Origin of the sequence: Streptomyces sp. NBC_00597 (assembly GCF_041431095.1) — a bacterium.
Classification (GTDB): domain Bacteria; phylum Actinomycetota; class Actinomycetes; order Streptomycetales; family Streptomycetaceae; genus Streptomyces.
The window spans coordinates 2273650-2291568 of sequence record NZ_CP107757.1; the positions used below are offsets into that span (position 1 = coordinate 2273650).

Below are 17919 nucleotides of genomic sequence, written 5' to 3' on the forward strand. Positions count from 1 at the left end.
CTCACCGTAACGCGCCGGACGCCCGGAGCGCGCCGTGATCTTCACCCCATCGCCGGATGTGCGGGATGCGTGCCCTACCGTGCCGGTAGCGCGGCACGGCACGGCAGACACAGGACTGGGGAAGAGAACATGACGTATCAGGCGGACCAGGGCCAGGCACTCGTCGCGGGCGTGGGCGGCAAGAGCCCGCAGATCGACCCCACGGCCTTCACCGCGCCGACATCGGTCGTGGTCGGCGACGTCACGATGGCCGCGGGCGCGAGCATCTGGTACTCGGCGGTGCTGCGCGCCGACTGCGGCCCGATCTCGCTCGGTGCGGACAGCAACGTGCAGGACAACTGCACGCTGCACGTCGACCCCGGCTTCCCGGTCTCGATCGGCGAGCGCGTCTCCATCGGACACAACGCGGTGGTGCACGGCTGCACCGTCGAGGACGACTGCCTCATCGGCATGGGTGCCACCGTCCTCAACGGTGCGGTGATCGGTGCCGGCTCGCTGGTGGCCGCGCAGGCGCTGGTCCCGCAGGGCATGGTCGTCCCGCCCGGGTCGCTGGTCGCGGGCGTGCCGGCCAAGGTGCGGCGGGAGCTGACCGACGAGGAGCGCGAGGGCATCAAGGTCAACGCCCTGATGTACGCGGACCTGGCGAAGCAGCACCGCGCGGCCGTCCAGCCCGCGCGGTAGCCGGCCGGCCCGGGGAGCAGTCGCCGGCCCGGGGGCTGACGTACGGCCCGGGGAGCCGGCCGCTATTCGGCCGCGGCCGACTCCGCCACGGCGGCCGCCCCCGCGGCCGCCGCCTTCTTCATCCGGCTGCGCAGCACCAGCGTCACGGTGAGGCCGATCAGCAGGGCCACCACCAGCGCGACCCAGGAGAAGCCCTTCAGCCACGGTTCAGCGACGATGCCGATCGAGTAGATGACGGCGGTGGTGCCGCCCGCCCAGAGGATTCCGCCGAGGACGTTCGCGATCAGGAACCGCCAGTACGGCATGTGCAGCACTCCCGCCAGCGGACCGGCGAAGATCCGCAGCAGGGCCACGAACCGCCCGAAGAAGACGGCCCACATGCCCCACTTCTCGAAGGAGCGCTCGGCCTGCGCCACGTGTTCGGGCCCGAAGTGCTTGGGGAAGCGCCGGCCCAGCTTCTCCAGCAGCGGCTTGCCGCCCCTGCGGCCGATCGCGTAGCCGATCGAGTCGCCGACGATCGCCCCGGTGGAGGCGCAGACGCCCAGGACCACGGGGTCGATCTCGCCGTGCTGCGAGGCCAGCAGCGCCGAGCTGACCAGGACGATCTCCCCCGGCAGCGGGATGCCGAGGCTCTCCAGCCCGATGACCAGACCCACGAGGAGATAGATGCTGACCGCCGGAATCGTCTCCAGCCATTCCTGGATGTGCACCGGTACGTCCTCCCGAATCGCGGCGGCGCGTCCGCTGTGACACACCGAACGGGCAGCCTATCTGCTCTTCAACACGGCCTTTGCCTTCAGGTGGAGTTCGCGGGAGGAACGGCCCGCGAACACTTCGCGACGGCCTGAACCCGGCACCCAGGCGTGCTGTTCTGGATCCCACGAGGACAGTGCGCGGGCATCGATGTCGATCACGACGCGCCGTGCCTCGCCCGGCGCCAGGGTGAGCCGCCGGTAGCCGGCCAGCGCGCGCACCGGCTGTTCGAGTTTCAGGTCCGCGGAGGGGCCCACGTACACCTGGGCCACTTCGGTGCCCTTGCGGCGTCCGGTGTTGCGGACCGTGAACTCCACCCGCAGCCCGCCGCGCTCCGGCCGGACGCTCAGCTTCTCGTACTCCCAGGTCGTGTACGAGAGCCCGTGCCCGAACGGGAACAGCGGGGTCACCTGCTGCGCGTCGTACCAGCGGTGCCCGACGTGGACGCCCTCGCCGTACTCCTGCCGGCCGCCCACCCCCGGGTAGCGCAGCGGGTCCCCGCCGACCGGGGTCGCCTGCTCTTCGGCCGGGAAGGTCTGGGTGAGCCGGCCGCCCGGGTCCACGTCCCCGAAGAGGACGTCGGAGGTGGCGCCCGCGCCCTCTTGGCCCGGGTAGTACATCTGGAGGACCGCCCCGGTACGGGAGAGCCACGGCATGGTCGTACCGGAGGGGGTGTTGAGCACGACCGTGGTGCGGGGGTTCACGGCGGTGACCGCCTCGATCAGCCGCGGCTGCCCGCCCGGCAGCCCCAGAGAGGTCCGGTCTGTGCCCTCGGTGGCGTCGTCGTAGGCGAACAGCACGACGCTGTGTGCCTCCTCGGCGGTCCGCACCGCCTCGGCGAGGTCGGCGGCCCGGGTCGCCGTCGTGGTGTGCAGCAGGCGAAACCGCTGGCCCCGGTCGCCGCCCTCGGCGAATACGGCGAGCCGGTGCGGGCCCGCCGTGAGGGCGAGGGTGCGGCGGCGGACGGTGAGCCCGTCGGACGCCGCAGCGAGGAGTCCGCCGGCGAACTGCTCCGCCACGCCCTGCCCGGCGGGGAAGAGCTCCTCGCCGTCGAGCCGCACGCCGGGCCGCTTCCCGGTGTAGTGGACGAGCAGCGTCCACTCGTCGTCCGCGCCCAGCGTGAACACGCCCTCGTGGCTCCAGCTGCGCCCGGCGTCCACCCGTCGGTCGGCCAGGTCGGCGGCCGGGGTGAGCAGTTTCGCCGGGAGCGGGCGGCCGTACAGGTCCTCGCCGAGGGCGTAGCGCACCGTGCTGCCGTTCCCGGCGCGCCGTCTGATGGCGTCGAGCGGGGCGGCCGCCCGGTCGGGGACCACGTGCGCTCTGCCCCCGCCGCCGACGAAGGGCACCTGCCCGGTGGGGCCGATCACGGCGATCGAGCGGGCCGCGGCGCCCGTCAGCGGCAGGGTGGCGTGCTCGTTGCGCAGCAGTACGGCGCCGGCGGCGGCGACCTTGCGGGCGACCCGGGCCCCTGCGGCGGCGTCGCGGGCGGGTCGGGCCGGCGGGCGCGCGGCCAGCAGCCCGAACCGGTCCATGGTGGCCAGGATCCGGCGTACGGCGAGGTCCACGGTGTCCTCGTGTACGGAGCCGCCGCGCACGGCCTGGAGGAGCGGGGCGCCGAACTGGGTGCCGCCGGGCATCTCCATGTCGAGGCCGGCGCCGATGGCGGCGACGGTGCTGTGGGCCGCGTCCCAGCCGGACACCACCCAGCCGTCGAACCCCCAGCGGCCGCGCAGCACTTCGTCGAGCAGCGGCTTGCTCTCGCAGGCGTAGGTGCCGTTGACCTTGTTGTACGCGCCCATCACGGCGCCCGCTCCGGCGGCGACGGCGGCCTCGAAGCCGCGCAGCTCCGTCTCGTGCAGGGTCTGTTCGCCGGCCACGGCGTCCACGGTGTCGCGGCCCTGCTCCTGGTTGTTGAGTGCGAAGTGCTTGACGGTGGCGATGAGCCCCTCGTCCTGGATGCCGCGGACCACCTCCGCGACGAGGTCCGCCGTCAACCGGGGGTCTTCGGCGAAGGTCTCGAAGTTCCGCCCGGCGTACGGGGTGCGGATCAGGTTGGCCATCGGGGAGAGCACCACGTCCTGGCCGAGCGCCCGCCCCTCGCGGCCGATGACCCTGCCGTACTCGCGGGCCAGCGCCGGGTCGAAGGCGGAGGCCAGCATCACCGGCGCGGGCAGCGCGGTGGCCGGCTTGGCCACCCGTACCCCGGCGGGCCCGTCGGCGAGCCGCAGCGCCGGGATGCCCAGGCGCGGCACGCCGGGTAGGTATCCGGCCTGGCCGAGCGGGGCGGGGTCCCGGCCGCCGTGCAGCAGGGCGCTCTTCTCCTCCAGGGTGAGCCGCTCCAGCAGGGCCTCGATCCGGGCGGCGCTGCCGGGCCGGCCGGGCACCGCGGTCGCGTCCTCGGACGGCCGGGCCGCGCGGGGGGCCGTGCCGGGCGGCACCGCGGCCACGCAGCCGCCCGCTCCCAGCGCGGCGCCCACCGCCCCGAGCAGCCGCATCGCGCAACGTCTGGACACGGCCTCGCTCATGGGCGCTCCCTGCGGCTCCGGTCTGCGCGAGCGGCCCGCGCCGGACCGCTCCCGCGCCCACTGTGCGGCGCCGGCCCGTCGGGCCGGTCCCGGACGCGCCACCGCTGCGCCGAGGTTCAGCCCTGCGGCGGCGGCTCCAGGGCGTCGGCGTCGCGGCGGGATGCGTCCTGCGCCTGCACCCGGGCCTCGGTGCGGTGCCCGCGCGCGATGTAGTCCCGCACGACGGCCTCCACCGCGTCCTGCGGCGAACCGATCCCGGCGAGGACCATCACCTCCACCACGAGCTCGGCGTCGAGACTGATGTCGACCTTGGCCACGGCCACCTCCTGAACGTCGCCCGGGACTCTAGGACCTGCCCCGGCGCTCGTGGGCGCAAAACACTGAACCCGCTCGGGAACGAGGGTTCTTCCTCGTCCCCGAGCGGGTCCTGGACCGGCGGCACCGCCCACGCACGGGCGGCCGTCGGCGACTAGGCGTTCGGACGCAGCGTCCACACGACGGTCATTTCGCCCGTCACGGCTTCGTCCTCGCGCTGGATGGCGATGGTCACGGGGAACTCGGGGCGGCCGCCCGCGTCGAGTTCGGCGACGACCTCGGCGGCCGGGCGGCCGAGGGTGGCGGTGGCCGTCACGACGCCCTTGGCGAGCTTCTTGTAGCCGATCTCGGCCTTGACTGCGAGGGGCACGGCGCGTGAGAGCTGGTCGCCGAAGGCGGCCAGGACGATCGCGCCGCTCGCGGACTCGGCGAGGGTGAACATGGCGCCGGCGTGCGGGCCGCCCACGTGGTTGTGGTAGTCGGGCTGGTCCGGCAGCCGGACGACCGCGCGCTCGGGGGTGGTCTCCAGGAACTGGAGGTTCAGGGTCCGGGCCATCGGCACCGTCGCGGCGAGCAGTTCGCCCACGTTCATCTGATCTGCGCTCATGACGCGCAATGTTACCCGTGAGTAGACATCCTTGGCCAGACCTCTCCCGGGGGCGGCCGTGGCTCCCCGCACCCGCGCCCACTATCGTTACCGGCCATGTGGCCAGGACAGCAGCAGCCGCCCGGGGGAGAACAGAACCCTCAGGACGCGCATCAGAACCCGTACCAGCAGCAGCCAGGACAGGGACAGCAGCCGAACCCGTACCAGCAGCAGCCCGGCTACGGGTACCCGCAGGCGGGCTACCAGACACCTCCGCCGGTGCAGCCGTGGGGCCAGCAGCCCCAGCAGGGCGCGCCGCTGCCGCCGAGCGGCGGCGGGAGCCCGTACGCCACCAAGACCGTGGCCATCGTCGCGGCGGCCGCGGTCGTCGTGGTGGCCGCCGCCACGGGCGCGTTCGTCCTGACCCGGGACGACAAGAAGAGCGACGAGGCCGACAACAAGCCCGCCGCCGCCTCGTCGGCGCCCTCCTCCGAGGCGCCGGCCTCGCCCGGCGCCAACCCGCGGACCGGCGGCGACGTCAAGCCGGTGATCCCCGGTTGGAAGGTCGTCCTCAACCCCAAGTACGGCACCGCCTTCGACGTCCCGCCGGAGTGGAACGTCGCGAGCGCCGGAGTCATCGCGGGCTTCTCGGACGACAGCAAGAACGACGGCCTGCCGATGATCAGCTTCTCCGCGCCGGCCTTCCTCAAGGAGGACTGGTGCAAGGTCGACTCCAACAAGGACGGCCGCGAGGAGACCACCGAGCTCGCCGGCACCGGCACCAAGGGCGGCCAGGGAGCCAAGGACACCGCCGAGGCCGTGAAGAACGAGGCGGGCAATTGGGCGTTCGCCGCGTACGCGCAGAAGGCGCCCAAGGGCACCGTGAAGATCTCCGAGCCGAAGGAGTACACCACCTCCTCCGGCCTCAAGGGCCACATGGCGACCGCGACGGCGATCGGCGTGCCCAAGGAGAACAAGTGCTCCTCCGACGGCAAGTCCATCGCGTTCAGCTTCAAGACCGCCAACGGTGACTTCTCCAGCTGGGTCCTCTACAGCGTCGCGGGTGTCCCCGGCGAGGTCCCCCAGGAGACGATGGACAAGATCCTCAGCTCCGTGCGACTGAACGGCACCGCCAGCAACAGCTGACCCACCGGTCACCGGCCACAGGTCCGTACCCGTTCGTACGATTCGTCCGACCCCGCACCCCGGGCCGTTATCCGTTTGGATTCTCGGCCCGGGGCGGGGATAGTCCCGGGGGTGAACCCTCCCCCCGCCGCCGCGTGCCGTACGACCGCCCGCCGCCGGCCCGCCTGGGCCGGCCGCAACTACACCCTGCTGACGGGTGCCGCGGTCGTGACGAACCTCGGCAGCCACGGAGCGCTCATCGCATCGGCGTTCGCCGTCCTGGAGGCGGGCGGGTCCGGCGCAGACGTCGGCCTCGTGGCGGCCGCCCGCACGCTCCCCCTCGTCCTCTTCCTCCTCATCGGCGGCGCGCTCGCCGACCGACTGCCGCGCCACCGCGTGATGGTCGCGGCCAACGCCCTCAACTGCCTCTCGCAGGCCGCCTTCGCCGTGCTCGTCCTGACCGGGCACCCCCAGCTGTGGCAGATGATGCTGCTCACCGCGCTCTGCGGTACCGGCACCGCCTTCTTCAACCCGGCCGCCGAGGGCATGCTGCTCTCCAGCGTCTCCGGCGAGCACGCCAACCGCGCCTTCGCCCTCTTCCGGATGGCCATGAACGGCGCCGGCATCGGCGGGGCGGCCCTCGGCGGAGCCATGATCGCCGCGATCGGCCCCGGCTGGGTCCTGGCCGTGGACGCCGCCGCGTTCGCGATCGCCGGGGCCCTGCGCGCCTTCCTGGACGTCGGCCACATCGCCGACCGGGCTCCCGGTGGCGGCCTGCTCGCCGACCTGCGCGAGGGCTGGGTGGAGTTCCGGACCCGGCCCTGGCTGTGGAGCATCGTGCTCCAGTTCTCCGTGGTCGTCGCCGTCGTCGGCGCGGCCGAGGCGGTCTACGGTCCGCTCGTCGCCCGCGACCAGCTGGGCGGGCCCGCCCCCTGGGGCCTGGCACTGGGCTTCTTCGGCATCGGCACCATCGCCGGGGCCGTCCTGATGATGGTGTGGAAACCGCGCCGGCTGCTGCTGGTCGGCACCCTGTGCGTGTTCCCGCTGGCGCTGCCGTCGGCGGGTTTGGCGGTCCCGCTGCCGGTGTGGGGCCTGTGCGCGGTGATGTTCGTCAGCGGAACGGCCATCGAGGTGTTCGGCGTGAATTGGATGACGACCATGCACCAGGAGATCCCGGAGGACAAGTTCTCCCGGGTCTCCGCCTACGACTGGTTCGGCTCGGTGTCCATGCTCCCACTGGCGACCGCCATGGCCGGCCCGGTCGAGTCGACCTTCGGCCGTACCTCCGCCCTGTGGGGCTGCGCCGCGCTGGTCGTGCTGGGCACCGCCGCGGTCCTCTTCGTCCCCGACGTGCGCCGCCTGACGCGCAAGCCCGCTCTCCCGAAGGCCGCTTCGGTCCCGGCGACCGACGCCGCTCCCGACGCAGCGGCCGACGCCGCCGACCCTGCCGTCTCCGCCGGGGTCAGCCGAGGCTGAACGCGCCCTCCGGCGGCTCCGGCGAAGCGACGGCGTCCGCGTCCGCCACCGGGACCGCGCCCTTCATGAACCGGGCCAGGGCCGCCCCCTCCTCGACCCGCGCGGGGAACACGTCCGCCGCGCACCTCCGGGACAGCGCGGCCACCGGCAGCTCGGCATCCGAGGCGAGCAGCACGGCGTTCCCGAACCGCCGCCCGCGCAGCACGCCGGGCTCCGCGACGAGTGCGAGCCGACCGAACACCGCACCGAAATTGGCGAGCTGGGCGCGCAGGAAGCCGAACGGCGCCCCGTCGGCCAGGTTCGCCGCGTACACCCCGCCGGGCCGCAGCACCCGCGCCGCCTCCCGCGCGTAGTCCACCGAGGTCAGCTGCGCCGGCACCCGCGAGCCGCCGAACACGTCGGCGACCAGGACGTCCGCGCTGTCCGTGGGGGCCGCCTCCAGCCAGGCCCGCGCTTCGGCGGCGTGCACCGTGACGCCGGACCCGGCCGGCAGCGGCAGGTGTTCCGCCACCAGCTCCACCAGTGCGGCGTCGAACTCCACCACCTCCTGCCGGGAGCCCGGCCGGGCCGCCGCCGCGTAGCGGGGCAGCGTCAGCGCGCCGCCGCCGAGGTGCAGCAGGTCCAGCGCGGCTCCGGGCTGCGCCACGCAGTCCAGGACGTGCGCGAGGCGGCGTACGTACTCGAACTCCAGGTACCCGGGATCGTCGAGGTCCACGTACGACTGCGGCGCACCGTCGACGGTCAGCAGCCACGCCCGCTCTCGGTCCACGTCCGGCATCAGCTTGGCGGTGCCCTGGCCCACGACCCGGACGACCGGGATCTGTTCGTCGCTCACGGCACCATTGTCCGGCAGCCCGCCGCCCGGGCCGCCGCCCGGGCCGCCGCCCGGGCCGCCCGGGCCGCCGCGGCCCTAGGCCGACCAGACCGCGGCCGCCTCCGCCGCGTGCTCCGCGGCCTGTACGAGCCCGGCGCGCGCCGCCGGGTCCCGCCGCGCCGGGTCCAGGACGTTGCGCCCGAACGTCTTGCGGGCCTGCGCGGACGGGGTGATCAGCAGCACCCGCGCCCCGGCCTCCCGCAGCCGCGCCGCCTGGGCGGACGGCGAGGGGACGAGCCCGGAGCCGAGCGCCATCGGCGCGAGGATCACCACCCGCTCACAGCCGGAGGCCAGGTCGGCATTGGTGGCGGACCGGATCCCGCCGTCGATGAACCGGCGCCCGCCCACGGTGACCGGCGGCCACACCCCGGGCACCGCGCAGCTCGCCGATACGGCGTCCACCAGCCCGGCCCCGCTCTCCCGGTCGAAGGCGGCGAGCTCGCCGGTGAGCACGTCGACGGCGGTGACGACCAGCCTCCGCTCTGGCCAGGCGTGCGAAACGAGCCGGGCCTCCAGCACCTTGCGCCGCTCCGCCTCCTCCCCGGTGTCGGCGGCGAGCGCGAGGGCGCCGACCCGCCTGCGGTAGCTCTTCGGATCCCGCGAGCGCACCATGGCGACGGCGTACCGGGCGAGCAGCCCCGAGCCGAGCCGGGCGACGGCCTCTCCGGCGGGGTCGCCCAGCTGGCGCTCGTACAGCTCCTGCGTGGTGAGCAGCCCGGAGGTGAGCTGGGCGCCCACCACCGAGCCTGCCGAGGTGCCGACGACGAGGTCCGCGGCGGTCAGGTCCACGCCCGCCTGCGCGAGCCCGTACAAGATCCCGGCCTCCCAGCCGATGCCGGTGAGTCCTCCGCCGCCGAGCACCAGTGCCGTGCCGCCGCCCATCCCGGTCCCCCTCTTCGCGCGCCCGTGGTGACGGCAGTCTGGCGCAACCGGACTGCCGCCGCCACGGCGGGGGCCGGTACACCGGCGGCGGTGCGGCCGGCGGTTCAGCCGAGCACGGCCGTGACGGTCCCCGCGCCGACGGTCCGCCCGCCCTCGCGGATCGCGAAGCCGAGCCCCGACTCCAGCGGGACGTCCCGTCCGAGCTCGACGGTCATCGTGACCGTCTGGCCCGGCCGGGCCACCCCGGCCACGCCCAGGTCCACGTCCCCCACCACGTCGGCGGTGCGGATGTAGAACTGCGGCCGGTAGCCGGTCGCCACCGGGGTCGTACGGCCTCCCTCCCGCGCGGAGAGCACGTACACCTGAGCGGAGAAGCGGCGCCTCGGCTCGACGCTCCCCGGGGCGGCGACGACCTGCCCGCGTCGTACGCCGTCGCGCGGGACGCCGCGCAGCAGCAGCGCGACGTTGTCCCCGGCCTCGGCGGACTCCATCGGCTTCCCGAAGGTCTCCAGGCCGGTCACCACGGTCTCGACGGGCTCGCCGTCGCCGCCGAGGACGCTGACCCGGTCGCCCGTGCGGACGCTGCCGCGCTCGACGGCGCCGGTCACGACCGTTCCGCGCCCGGTGATCGTCAGCACGTTCTCCACCGGCAGCAGGAACGGCGCGTCCGTGTACCGCACCGGCATCGGCACGTACGTGTCCACGGCGTCGAGCAGCGCCTCGATCGCCGCGGTCCAGCGCGGGTCGCCCTCCAGCGCCCCGAGCCCGGAGACCCGTACGACCGGCGCGCCGTCCCCGCCGTATCCGTGGGCGGTGAGCAGCTCGCGGACCTCAAGCTCGACGAGGTCGGTGAGCTCGGGGTCCCCGGCGTCGGCCTTGTTGAGCGCGACGACGATGTGGTTCACCCCGACTTGGCGGGCGAGGAGCACGTGCTCGGCGGTCTGCGGCATGACCCCGTCGAGGGCGGAGACCACGAGGATCGCCCCGTCGAGCTGGGCGGCGCCGGTGACCATGTTCTTGACGTAGTCGGCGTGCCCGGGCATGTCCACGTGGGCGTAGTGCCGGGTGTCGGTCTCGTACTCGACGTGCGTGAGGTTGATGGTGATGCCGCGCCGGGCCTCCTCCGGGGCCCGGTCGATGCGGTCGAAGGGCACGAAGGAGGCGCCGCCGCGCTCGGCGAGCACCTTGGTGATGGCGGCGGTGAGGGTGGTCTTGCCGTGGTCGACGTGACCCATGGTGCCGATGTTGAGGTGCGGCTTGGTGCGCACGAAGGCCGTCTTGGCCATGATGTCTTTTCCCGTTGGTTCGATGATCCGAAACTGCTCCGGGACCCCTGAGGCCGAGCCGACCCTCCCCCTGCGGGGTCCGCCGGACTGTCCGGGAAGGGTCAGCTTCGTGCGCCGTCGAATGCGGCGAAGGCAGATGCCTCGAACGCCGCGAGTGCCTCGAAGAGGAAAACGGCAGCCTTCGGCGCGTCCGCGACTGCGGACGGCGCTGCGGGGAAGGCGTACCGGGACATGCCGCTGATCCTGCCGGACGGGTCACGGCGGGTCGAATGAATTTCCTTGCGGCTGGGCCTGATCCGGACGACGGGCCTAGATGTTCTTGAGCGCTTCGCGTACGGACAGGGGTGACAGGGCGTTGCGTTCGGCGGCGACGAAGGCGCGGACCGCTTCCGGGTCGGTCTTCGCGTACTCGCGCAGCGCCCAGCCGATGGCCTTGCGGACGAAGAAGTCGGGGTGGCCGCTGCGGCGGCGGCAGTAGGCGAAGAGGCGCTCGGGGTCGGTGGCGGACTTGTAGCGCAGCTGGTGGAGCAGGGCGGTGCGGGCGAGCCAGAGGTCCTCGTCCCCGATCCAGTCGTCCATCACGGCGGTGAGGGCCGGGTCGGCGGCCACGAGCGGGCCGGCCGCGTGGGCCGCGAGGTGGTCGACGGTGTCCCACCACGGGACGGTGACGATCAGCCGGCGGACCACCGGCAGGAAGCCGGAGGAGCAGACCCGGACGTGGCGGCGCAGGTAGTCCACCGCGAAGTAGTGGTACTCGCGCTCCGGAAGCTCCCAGCACCGCAGTACGAGCGCCGCGAGGTCGGCCTCCGCCGGCTGCGGGGTGCGCGCGGTCACGGTTTTCGACAGTGCGCGGCGCAGCGGGGTGCGGATGCCGAGGAAGGGCGCGACGTCCTTCATGTACGCGGCCATGGCGCGGGCCTGCACCGGGTCGGCGGCCGCCGCGTACGTCGTGGTGAGGCGGTCCATCAGGGTGTCGGCGAGGGCGCTGGGCGCGGCCTCCGGGGGACGCTGGTCGTTCGGCCGCATGAGGCCCAGATTACGGCGCGGCGCCGCACGGGTCGGCTAGTCTCCCCGGATGTCCCTCCTCCTCGCGCCGTGGACCCGGCTGTCGCTGCTCGTCGTGCTGCTGCTGGCGGCCGGCGTGTGCGTCGTGCTGTACGAGCCCCAGCGCATCCTGTCGGAGGGCTGGCCGGCGGGGCTCCCGGTGGGCGCTGCGGTGCTGCTGTTCGCGGCCGCGTACGGGGTGGCCACGGCGGCCCTGGTGCCGCGCCCGCTGCTCAACCTGGCGGCGGGGGCCGTTTTCGGTGTCCCGTTCGGCTTGCTCGCGGCGGTCGCCGGCTCGGTCATCGGTGCCGGGATCTCCTTCGGGCTGGGCCGGATGATGGGCCGGGACGCCGTGCGGCCGCTGCTGCGCGGCCGCTGGCTCCAGGCGGCCGACGACCAGCTGGCCCGGCACGGCTTCCGTTCGATGCTGGCGGTCCGGATCTTCCCGGGCCTGCCCTTCGCGGTCGCCAACTACTGTGCGGCAGTGTCCCGGTGCGGCTGGCTCCCGTTCCTCTTCGCGACTGCCATCGGCGTCGTCCCGAACACCGCCGCGTACGTGGTCGCGGGTGCGAGCGCCTCCTCCCCCGACTCTCCCGCCTTCCTCGCGTCCTTCGGCTTCATCGCCGTCTCCGCGGTCGCGGCCGCGGTCGTCGGGTGGCGCAAGCGGCACCGGCTGGCGCCCGTACCGGCGTGCGAAACGCACGATCCGATGCCCGTGCACCCCCCTGTGGTCAGTGCCGCTCCCCACGGGCCCTAGCATCGGACCCGAACTGCCCGACGATCACAAGGACGAGCGCACCCCGACATGAGCTGGTTCGAATCCCTAATCCTCGGTCTCGTCCAGGGGCTTACGGAGTTCCTCCCGATCTCCTCCAGTGCCCACCTCCGGCTGACCGCGGCATTCGCCGGCTGGCAGGATCCGGGCGCGGCCTTCACCGCGATCACGCAGATCGGCACCGAGGCCGCCGTGCTGATCTACTTCCGCAAGGACATCGCGCGGATCATCTCCACCTGGTTCCGCTCGCTGTTCAACAAGGAACTGCGCTCGGACCAGGACGCCAAGATGGGTTGGCTGGTGATCGTCGGATCGATCCCGATCGGTGTGCTGGGCATCACGCTCAAGGACCAGATCGAGGGCCCGTTCCGTGATCTGCGGCTGACCGCCACCACCCTCGTCGTGATGGGCGTCGTGCTCGGCATCGCCGACCGGCTGGCGGCGCGGGACGAGGAGGGCGGCCGACACCGCGCGATCCGCGAGCGCAAGACGCTCAAGGAACTGGGCGTCAAGGACGGTCTGATCTTCGGCCTCTGCCAGGCGATGGCCCTGGTCCCGGGCGTCTCCCGGTCCGGCGCGACGATCTCCGGCGGTCTGCTGATGGGCTTCACCCGCGAGGCCGCGGCCCGCTACTCCTTCCTCCTCGCCATTCCTGCCGTACTGGCCTCGGGCGGCATGGAGCTGAAGGACCTCGGCGAGGGCCAGGTCTCCTGGGGTCCGACGATCTTCGCGACGGTCATCGCCTTCGTGGTCGGCTACGCCGTGATCGCCTGGTTCATGAAGTTCATCTCCACCAAGAGCTTCATGCCCTTCGTGGTGTACCGCATCCTGCTCGGCATCGCGCTGTTCGTACTGATCGCGATGGGCGTGCTCAGCCCGCACGCCGCCGAGTCGGCGGGCTAGTACGGCTGCCGCTCACCGCTTCGCGTGAACCGGAGGCCGCTCGGGAACGTTCCCGGGCGGCCTTCGCGTCGTTGTGCCTGGAGAGACCTGAAGAGACCGGAAGGCAAGCAGCAGGGGGTGTCCCATGGGTCGAGTGGTGCTGGAGCGGTTTCCGGCCGGAAGTCCGAGGGGAAGTTGGCCCGCCGAGGAGTACGCGGCGGAGCGGATGCGCGAGGGCGTGCCGGCCGAGGTGGTGATGGACCTGGCCACCGATGCGTTCCTCGTCGTGGTCCGGCAGCGGGAGGCACATTCCGGTCACTGATCCACCGCGCGGGGATCCGGAGTGCGCACGCCCCTTGGCGTCGCCGCCCCGCACCCCCACACTGACCCGATGACGCAGCGTGTGGACCTCGCCACGGTCATGGACCGGATGGCGATCGACGAGGTGGTCACGGGGTACGCGGTGGCCGTGGACGACGGCGACTGGGCGGCGTACCGCGCGCTGTTCGCTCCTGCCGGACGGGCCGACTACAGCTCGGCGGGCGGGATCGAGGGCCCGGCCGCCGAGGTTGCGGACTGGCTCGCGCAGACCATGCAACTGTTCCCGGTGCGACAGCACCTCATCGTCAACCGGCTGATCCGGCTGGAGGACCGGGGCGGCTCGCCCGGCGACCAGGCCGAGGTGCGGGCGGACTTCCTCAATCCGATGCGGCTGGCCGGCGAGGAGTTCGACGGGACCGTGACCGCACCGAACTTCGTGGCCGCCGGCCGCTACACCTTCGAGCTCGCCCGCACCGCCCGCGACGGCTGGCGGCTCACCCGCGTCACCGTCCACGAGAAATGGCGGCACGCGTCCGTCTAGCCCTTCGTCCAGACCCTCTCCGGGGGGCCTTGCACGGGCCGTGCTGACGGCCCTGTCCCACACTGGAAGCGGAGGCGCGCCATGGTCACTGGACGGACCCGGTACGGGCGTGCGGTGGCCGCGGCCGCCGCCGGGGCGCTGCCGTGCCTCGCCTTCCCGGCCCCCGCGCTCTGGTGGTTCGCCTACGTGGCCCTCGTGCCCTGGATGCTGCTGCTGAGGTCGGCGCCGACGGGGCGGCGGGCGGCCCTGGAGGGCTGGCTGGGCGGCGCCGGGTTCATCTTCGCCGTCCACCACTGGCTGCTGCCCAGCCTGCACGTGTTCCTGCTGCCCCTGGCGGCCCTACTGGGGCTGCTCTGGATCCCCTGGGCCCTGCTGGTGCGGGAGTTCCTCAGCGGGGCACCGGAGCCCGGTCGGGCTGCGGCCGCGATGGTCCTCGTACCGGCGGGCTGGCTCCTGTCGGAGCTGGCCCGGTCCTGGCAGGGGCTGGGCGGGCCGTGGGGGTTGCTGGGGGCGAGCCAGTGGCAGGTGCCGCCCGCCCTGCGGCTCGCCTCGGTGGGCGGGGTGTGGCTGGTGAGCCTGCTGGTGGTGGCGGTGAACTGCGGACTGGTGCTGCTGATCGCGGTTCCCGGGGCCCGGGTTCCGGCGGTCGCCGGGGTGACGGGGTGCGTGGTGCTGACGGGGGCGGTATGGCTGTGGGTACCGCGGCCCGAAGTGTCGGGCGCACTCCGCGTTGCCGTCGTACAGCCGGGACCGGTGGCGGACGGCCCGAACAGCACGGACCTGCGGTTCGCCGCCGGGGAGCGGCTGACCCGGACGCTGGCCGGGCAGCGGGTGGACCTGGTGGTCTGGGGCGAGAGCAGCGTCGGGGCGGACCTGGCGGCGCGCCCGGACCTGTCCGGGCGGTTGGCCGCGCTGTCCGCCGAGGTCGGGGCTCCGCTGCTGGTCAACGTCGACGCCCGGCGGCCTGCGGCTCCGGCCGTGGCGCCCGCCGTCCTGCCGGTCGTGGTGTCCGGGGCGCTGCCCGAGGACGGCATCTACAAGAGCTCCGTGCTCGTCGGGCCCCGCGGGCCGACCGGCGACCGGTACGACAAAATGCGCCTGGTCCCCTTCGGCGAGTACGTACCGGCCCGGTCGCTGCTCGGCTGGGCCACCTCGGTCGGCAAGGCCGCCGGCGAGGACCGCAGGCGCGGCACGAGCCCGGTCCTGATGAACCTGCCGGGGCGGCCCGGGGTGCGGATCGGCCCGCTGGTCTGCTTCGAGTCGGCTTTCCCCGACATGAGCCGCCGCCTGACCCGCGACGGGGCCGCCCTGCTGATCGCCCAGTCGGCCACCTCCAGCTTCCAGCACAGCTGGGCCCCGGCGCAGCACGCCTCGCTCGCCGCCCTGCGCGCCGCGGAGGACGGCCGCCCCGTGGTGCACGCCACCCTCACCGGGATCAGCGAGGTGCACGGCCCGTCCGGCGAGCGGATCGGCCCGGCGCTGCCCACCTCGGCGCGCGCGGCGCACGTGTACGAGGTCCCGCTCGCCCGCGGCACCACGTACTACGCCCGCTTCGGCGACTGGCCCGTGGGGGCCTGCCTCGCGCTGCTGGCGGCGTACTGCACGATCGAGGGCTCCCGGTCGCTCGGCCTCAGGAAGCCTGCTCCAGAGCCGACGCCACCACCCGCTCGCACAGCTCGTGGGTGAGCAGCGCATCGCGGGCGCTGAGCGTCCTGCCCACCGCGACGGACTCCAGGAAGGCGTCCACGACCTGCTCGATGCCGCGCTGGCGGGCGACCGAGACCCAGTCGCCACGGCGCCGCACGGTGGGCTGGCCCCGGTGGTCGATGATCTCGGCGAGGTTGACGACCTGCCGCTTGGTGTCCTGGCCGGAGACCTCCAGGATCTCCTCGGTGGATCCGGACAGCCGGTTCATGATGCCGAGCGCGGTGAAGCCGGCGCCCGACATCTGCAGCACGACCTGGTACATCAGCCCGTCGCGCAGCTGCGCCCGGACGTCGATGTGGTCGGCTTCGCCGGGGAGCAGGAAGCGCAGGGTGTCGACGACGTGGATGAAGTCGTCGAGGACGAGGGTCCGCGGGTCTTCCGGCAGCCCGACCCGGTTCTTCTGCATGACGATCAGGTCGCGCGGGTGCTCGGCGCACTGCGTGTAGCCGGGTGCGTGGCGGCGGTTGAAGCCGACGGCGAGCGATACCCCGCGCTCCTCGGCCAGTTCCACCAGCCGCCGCGAATCTTCGAGCGCGTAGGCGAGCGGCTTGTCCACGTACGTCGGAACGCCCGCTTCGAGCAGCCGGGTCACGATCTCGGGGTGAACGGCGGTGGGGGCGTGGACGAATGCCGCGTCGAGGCCCTCGGCCAGCAGTCCGTCGAGGCCGGTGTGGCGGCGTGCCGCCGGGATGTGGTGGACCTCCCCGATCCGCTCCAGCGTGGCCGGGGTACGGGTCTGCAGGTGCAGTTCCACGCCCGGACGGGCGGTGAGGACGGGCAGGTACGCCTTCTGGGCGATGTCGCCGAGTCCGATGAGGCCGACCTTCACCGGGAACCTCCAGGTTGATCCTTGCGGGACCTCCGCAGCTTAATCCCTGGTGGCGGGGGCCGGGTTCGCCGAGGATGTCGGCATGACCACCACCAACGGATCCCACCGCACCGAGCCCTCCACCACCGCGAACGAGCGGGAGATGCTGGACGGCTGGCTCGACTACCACCGCGCCACCCTCGCCTGGAAGTGCGAGGGGCTCGGGGACGAAGAGCTCGGCCGCACCGCCCTCGCCCCCTCCGAACTGAGCCTCATGGGCCTCGTACGGCACATGGCGGAGGTGGAGCGGTACTGGTTCCGGGAGATCATGCTCGGCGAGGACCTTCCCGAGCTGTACTCCACGCGGGAGGACCCGGACGGAGACTTCCGCATCGGTCCGGGGGACACCTGGGCCGAGGCCGAACAGACCTGGCGGACCGAGGTCGAGCTGGCGCAGCGGGCCTCGGCGGGCCGCTCGCTGGACTTGCTCTCGGATCCCGCGAGCCACCGCCGCGGCGAGACGTTCAGCCTGCGCTGGGTCTACACGCACATGATCGAGGAGTACGCGCGCCACAACGGGCACGCGGACCTGCTGCGCGAGCACATAGACGGCGCCACGGGCGAGTGACGCCGCGACGGCGTGCGCGGGTGTCCGGCGGATGCCCGTCACCCGTGCGGGGTCAATATCGGCTCCGGGTTTTCGCAACGGGGTCCTCGCACAGCAGAGTTGCGCGAGTGCATCCAACCCGAACCACGACGAAACTGCTGCTCGGAGTCGCCTGTGCCGTCTCGGCCGTCTCCGGCTGCGTGCATGTGACCCCCGCCCCGATGCAGCCGGCGCGCGCCCCCGGCACCGCTGCGGCGCTGCCCCGGCACGTGCCGCGCGGCGGGCCGGCGGCTGCGCCGGTGGAGGTCCAGGCGCCCGCCCTGGAGGCGCTGAAGGCGGTGCCGGGCCGGTCCGCGCAGCCGGCGGCCCCCGCCGGCGGCCGGCAGTCCGCTCCGGGCGGCGCGGCGGTGCCGGCGATCCCCGCGGGCGGTGCGGCGGACCCGCTGGCCGCAGGGCCCTCACGGGCCGTCCCGCCGGTGCCCGACATCCCGGAGCCGCGCCGGCCCGCGAGACGCGCCTCAGCGGGCAAGGACGGCCACCGGAACCCCTCGGGGCCGGAAGCGGAGGTGCCGCGCGAGCTGATGAAGGAGCTCCCCGTCCGGCCCTCCGACGTGTGCGCCCTGGGCCGCCGGCACGGCCGCTGGCACCCGGACAGCCCGGAGGCCCGCATCTGCGGGGGCGTCCAGGGCGGCTGAGCGCCGAGGGCGCCCACCGGCGAACAGCCGGGCGAC

The 17919-nt window shown here is 73.6% G+C and carries 19 protein-coding genes; 10 read left to right on the plus strand and 9 right to left on the minus strand.

The window, feature by feature from the left end; all coding sequences use genetic code 11:
• Positions 1 to 129: 129 nt before the first annotated feature.
• Positions 130 to 681 carry a gamma carbonic anhydrase family protein gene (locus OG974_RS09905; RefSeq protein WP_327282319.1) on the plus strand — a complete coding sequence of 184 codons (552 nt, stop codon included), beginning with the start codon at positions 130 to 132 and terminating at the stop codon, positions 679 to 681.
• 62 nt (positions 682 to 743) lie between these two features.
• Here the strand turns inward: OG974_RS09905 and OG974_RS09910 are convergent, their stop codons facing one another.
• From OG974_RS09910 to OG974_RS09925, 4 genes are all read right to left on the minus strand, one after another.
• On the minus strand, positions 744 to 1391 hold the full coding sequence (locus OG974_RS09910; protein WP_327282320.1) for a DedA family protein: 648 nt from the start codon (positions 1389 to 1391) through the stop codon (positions 744 to 746).
• Between the two features lie 57 nt (positions 1392 to 1448).
• A complete protein-coding gene (locus OG974_RS09915) occupies positions 1449 to 3959 on the minus strand; it encodes a beta-glucosidase (RefSeq protein WP_371646210.1) in 2511 nt (836 codons plus the stop codon).
• Positions 3960 to 4075: 116 nt separating this feature from the next.
• The gene (locus tag OG974_RS09920) at positions 4076 to 4276 is read right to left on the minus strand and encodes a DUF2191 domain-containing protein (protein WP_327282322.1); all 201 of its coding nucleotides are present in this window, start codon (positions 4274 to 4276) and stop codon (positions 4076 to 4078) included.
• Between the two features lie 152 nt (positions 4277 to 4428).
• A complete protein-coding gene (locus OG974_RS09925; protein WP_189973593.1) occupies positions 4429 to 4881 on the minus strand; it encodes a DUF4442 domain-containing protein in 453 nt (150 codons plus the stop codon).
• 96 nt (positions 4882 to 4977) lie between these two features.
• Between OG974_RS09925 and OG974_RS09930 the strand changes: the two genes are divergently transcribed.
• Together OG974_RS09930 and OG974_RS09935 are read left to right on the plus strand one after the other, a co-directional pair.
• Positions 4978 to 6006 (plus strand): hypothetical protein, encoded by a 1029-nt coding sequence (locus OG974_RS09930; RefSeq protein WP_327282324.1) that lies wholly within the window; start codon positions 4978 to 4980, stop codon positions 6004 to 6006.
• Between the two features lie 111 nt (positions 6007 to 6117).
• On the plus strand, positions 6118 to 7461 hold the full coding sequence (locus OG974_RS09935) for an MFS transporter (RefSeq protein ID WP_371646212.1): 1344 nt from the start codon (positions 6118 to 6120) through the stop codon (positions 7459 to 7461).
• On the opposite strand, the gene OG974_RS09940 is transcribed toward OG974_RS09935, so the two are convergent.
• From OG974_RS09940 to OG974_RS09955, 4 genes are all read right to left on the minus strand, one after another.
• A complete protein-coding gene (locus tag OG974_RS09940; protein WP_327286027.1) occupies positions 7448 to 8239 on the minus strand; it encodes a fused MFS/spermidine synthase in 792 nt (263 codons plus the stop codon). The genes OG974_RS09935 and OG974_RS09940 overlap by 14 nt on opposite strands.
• Before the next feature lie 132 nt (positions 8240 to 8371).
• Positions 8372 to 9217 carry a patatin-like phospholipase family protein gene (locus tag OG974_RS09945; RefSeq protein WP_327282326.1) on the minus strand — a complete coding sequence of 282 codons (846 nt, stop codon included), beginning with the start codon at positions 9215 to 9217 and terminating at the stop codon, positions 8372 to 8374.
• A 104-nt stretch (positions 9218 to 9321) separates the two neighbouring features.
• Positions 9322 to 10503: an elongation factor Tu gene (gene tuf / locus OG974_RS09950; RefSeq protein WP_327282327.1), complete on the minus strand. Its 1182-nt coding sequence runs from the start codon at positions 10501 to 10503 to the stop codon at positions 9322 to 9324.
• Positions 10504 to 10812: 309 nt separating this feature from the next.
• Positions 10813 to 11529, minus strand: a complete 717-nt coding sequence (locus OG974_RS09955; protein ID WP_327282329.1) for a DNA alkylation repair protein — start codon at positions 11527 to 11529, stop codon at positions 10813 to 10815.
• A 49-nt stretch (positions 11530 to 11578) separates the two neighbouring features.
• Between OG974_RS09955 and OG974_RS09960 the strand changes: the two genes are divergently transcribed.
• The 5 genes from OG974_RS09960 to lnt all read left to right on the plus strand — a co-directional run bounded on the left by OG974_RS09960 (position 11579) and on the right by lnt (position 15752).
• Positions 11579 to 12304: a VTT domain-containing protein gene (locus OG974_RS09960; protein WP_327282330.1), complete on the plus strand. Its 726-nt coding sequence runs from the start codon at positions 11579 to 11581 to the stop codon at positions 12302 to 12304.
• Between the two features lie 48 nt (positions 12305 to 12352).
• Complete coding sequence (locus OG974_RS09965; protein ID WP_327282331.1) at positions 12353 to 13225, plus strand: undecaprenyl-diphosphate phosphatase; 873 nt, start codon at positions 12353 to 12355, stop codon at positions 13223 to 13225.
• Between the two features lie 124 nt (positions 13226 to 13349).
• Entirely contained in the window at positions 13350 to 13526 is a 177-nt protein-coding gene (locus OG974_RS09970) for a hypothetical protein (protein ID WP_099893904.1), read from the plus strand.
• Positions 13527 to 13595: 69 nt separating this feature from the next.
• A complete protein-coding gene (locus OG974_RS09975; protein WP_327282332.1) occupies positions 13596 to 14066 on the plus strand; it encodes a nuclear transport factor 2 family protein in 471 nt (156 codons plus the stop codon).
• Between the two features lie 81 nt (positions 14067 to 14147).
• Positions 14148 to 15752, plus strand: coding sequence for an apolipoprotein N-acyltransferase (gene lnt / locus OG974_RS09980; RefSeq protein ID WP_329312967.1), 1605 nt, complete (start codon positions 14148 to 14150; stop codon positions 15750 to 15752).
• Here lnt and OG974_RS09985 read toward each other — a convergent pair.
• Positions 15697 to 16602, minus strand: coding sequence for a Gfo/Idh/MocA family oxidoreductase (locus tag OG974_RS09985; RefSeq protein WP_327282334.1), 906 nt, complete (start codon positions 16600 to 16602; stop codon positions 15697 to 15699). The two genes, lnt and OG974_RS09985, sit on opposite strands and share 56 nt — an antisense overlap.
• Positions 16603 to 16684: 82 nt before the next feature.
• Between OG974_RS09985 and OG974_RS09990 the strand changes: the two genes are divergently transcribed.
• Together OG974_RS09990 and OG974_RS09995 are read left to right on the plus strand one after the other, a co-directional pair.
• A complete protein-coding gene (locus tag OG974_RS09990) occupies positions 16685 to 17209 on the plus strand; it encodes a DinB family protein (RefSeq protein WP_327282335.1) in 525 nt (174 codons plus the stop codon).
• Between the two features lie 107 nt (positions 17210 to 17316).
• Positions 17317 to 17883: a hypothetical protein gene (locus OG974_RS09995; protein ID WP_327282336.1), complete on the plus strand. Its 567-nt coding sequence runs from the start codon at positions 17317 to 17319 to the stop codon at positions 17881 to 17883.
• Positions 17884 to 17919 lie beyond the last annotated feature (36 nt).

What these genes read in the sequence shown, in the direction of transcription:
- tuf (WP_327282327.1), bottom strand. Translation starts at nt 10,503, where the DNA reads ATGGCCAAGACGGCCTTCGTGCGCACCAAGCCGCACCTCAACATCGGC.
- OG974_RS09930 (WP_327282324.1), top strand. Translation starts at nt 4,978, where the DNA reads ATGTGGCCAGGACAGCAGCAGCCGCCCGGGGGAGAACAGAACCCTCAG.
- lnt (WP_329312967.1), top strand. Translation starts at nt 14,148, where the DNA reads ATGGTCACTGGACGGACCCGGTACGGGCGTGCGGTGGCCGCGGCCGCC.
- OG974_RS09905 (WP_327282319.1), top strand. Translation starts at nt 130, where the DNA reads ATGACGTATCAGGCGGACCAGGGCCAGGCACTCGTCGCGGGCGTGGGC.
- OG974_RS09960 (WP_327282330.1), top strand. Translation starts at nt 11,579, where the DNA reads ATGTCCCTCCTCCTCGCGCCGTGGACCCGGCTGTCGCTGCTCGTCGTG.
- OG974_RS09940 (WP_327286027.1), bottom strand. Translation starts at nt 8,239, where the DNA reads ATGCCGGACGTGGACCGAGAGCGGGCGTGGCTGCTGACCGTCGACGGT.
- OG974_RS09970 (WP_099893904.1), top strand. Translation starts at nt 13,350, where the DNA reads ATGGGTCGAGTGGTGCTGGAGCGGTTTCCGGCCGGAAGTCCGAGGGGA.
- OG974_RS09965 (WP_327282331.1), top strand. Translation starts at nt 12,353, where the DNA reads ATGAGCTGGTTCGAATCCCTAATCCTCGGTCTCGTCCAGGGGCTTACG.
- OG974_RS09990 (WP_327282335.1), top strand. Translation starts at nt 16,685, where the DNA reads ATGACCACCACCAACGGATCCCACCGCACCGAGCCCTCCACCACCGCG.
- OG974_RS09975 (WP_327282332.1), top strand. Translation starts at nt 13,596, where the DNA reads ATGACGCAGCGTGTGGACCTCGCCACGGTCATGGACCGGATGGCGATC.
- OG974_RS09915 (WP_371646210.1), bottom strand. Translation starts at nt 3,959, where the DNA reads ATGAGCGAGGCCGTGTCCAGACGTTGCGCGATGCGGCTGCTCGGGGCG.
- OG974_RS09955 (WP_327282329.1), bottom strand. Translation starts at nt 11,529, where the DNA reads ATGCGGCCGAACGACCAGCGTCCCCCGGAGGCCGCGCCCAGCGCCCTC.
- OG974_RS09945 (WP_327282326.1), bottom strand. Translation starts at nt 9,217, where the DNA reads ATGGGCGGCGGCACGGCACTGGTGCTCGGCGGCGGAGGACTCACCGGC.
- OG974_RS09925 (WP_189973593.1), bottom strand. Translation starts at nt 4,881, where the DNA reads ATGAGCGCAGATCAGATGAACGTGGGCGAACTGCTCGCCGCGACGGTG.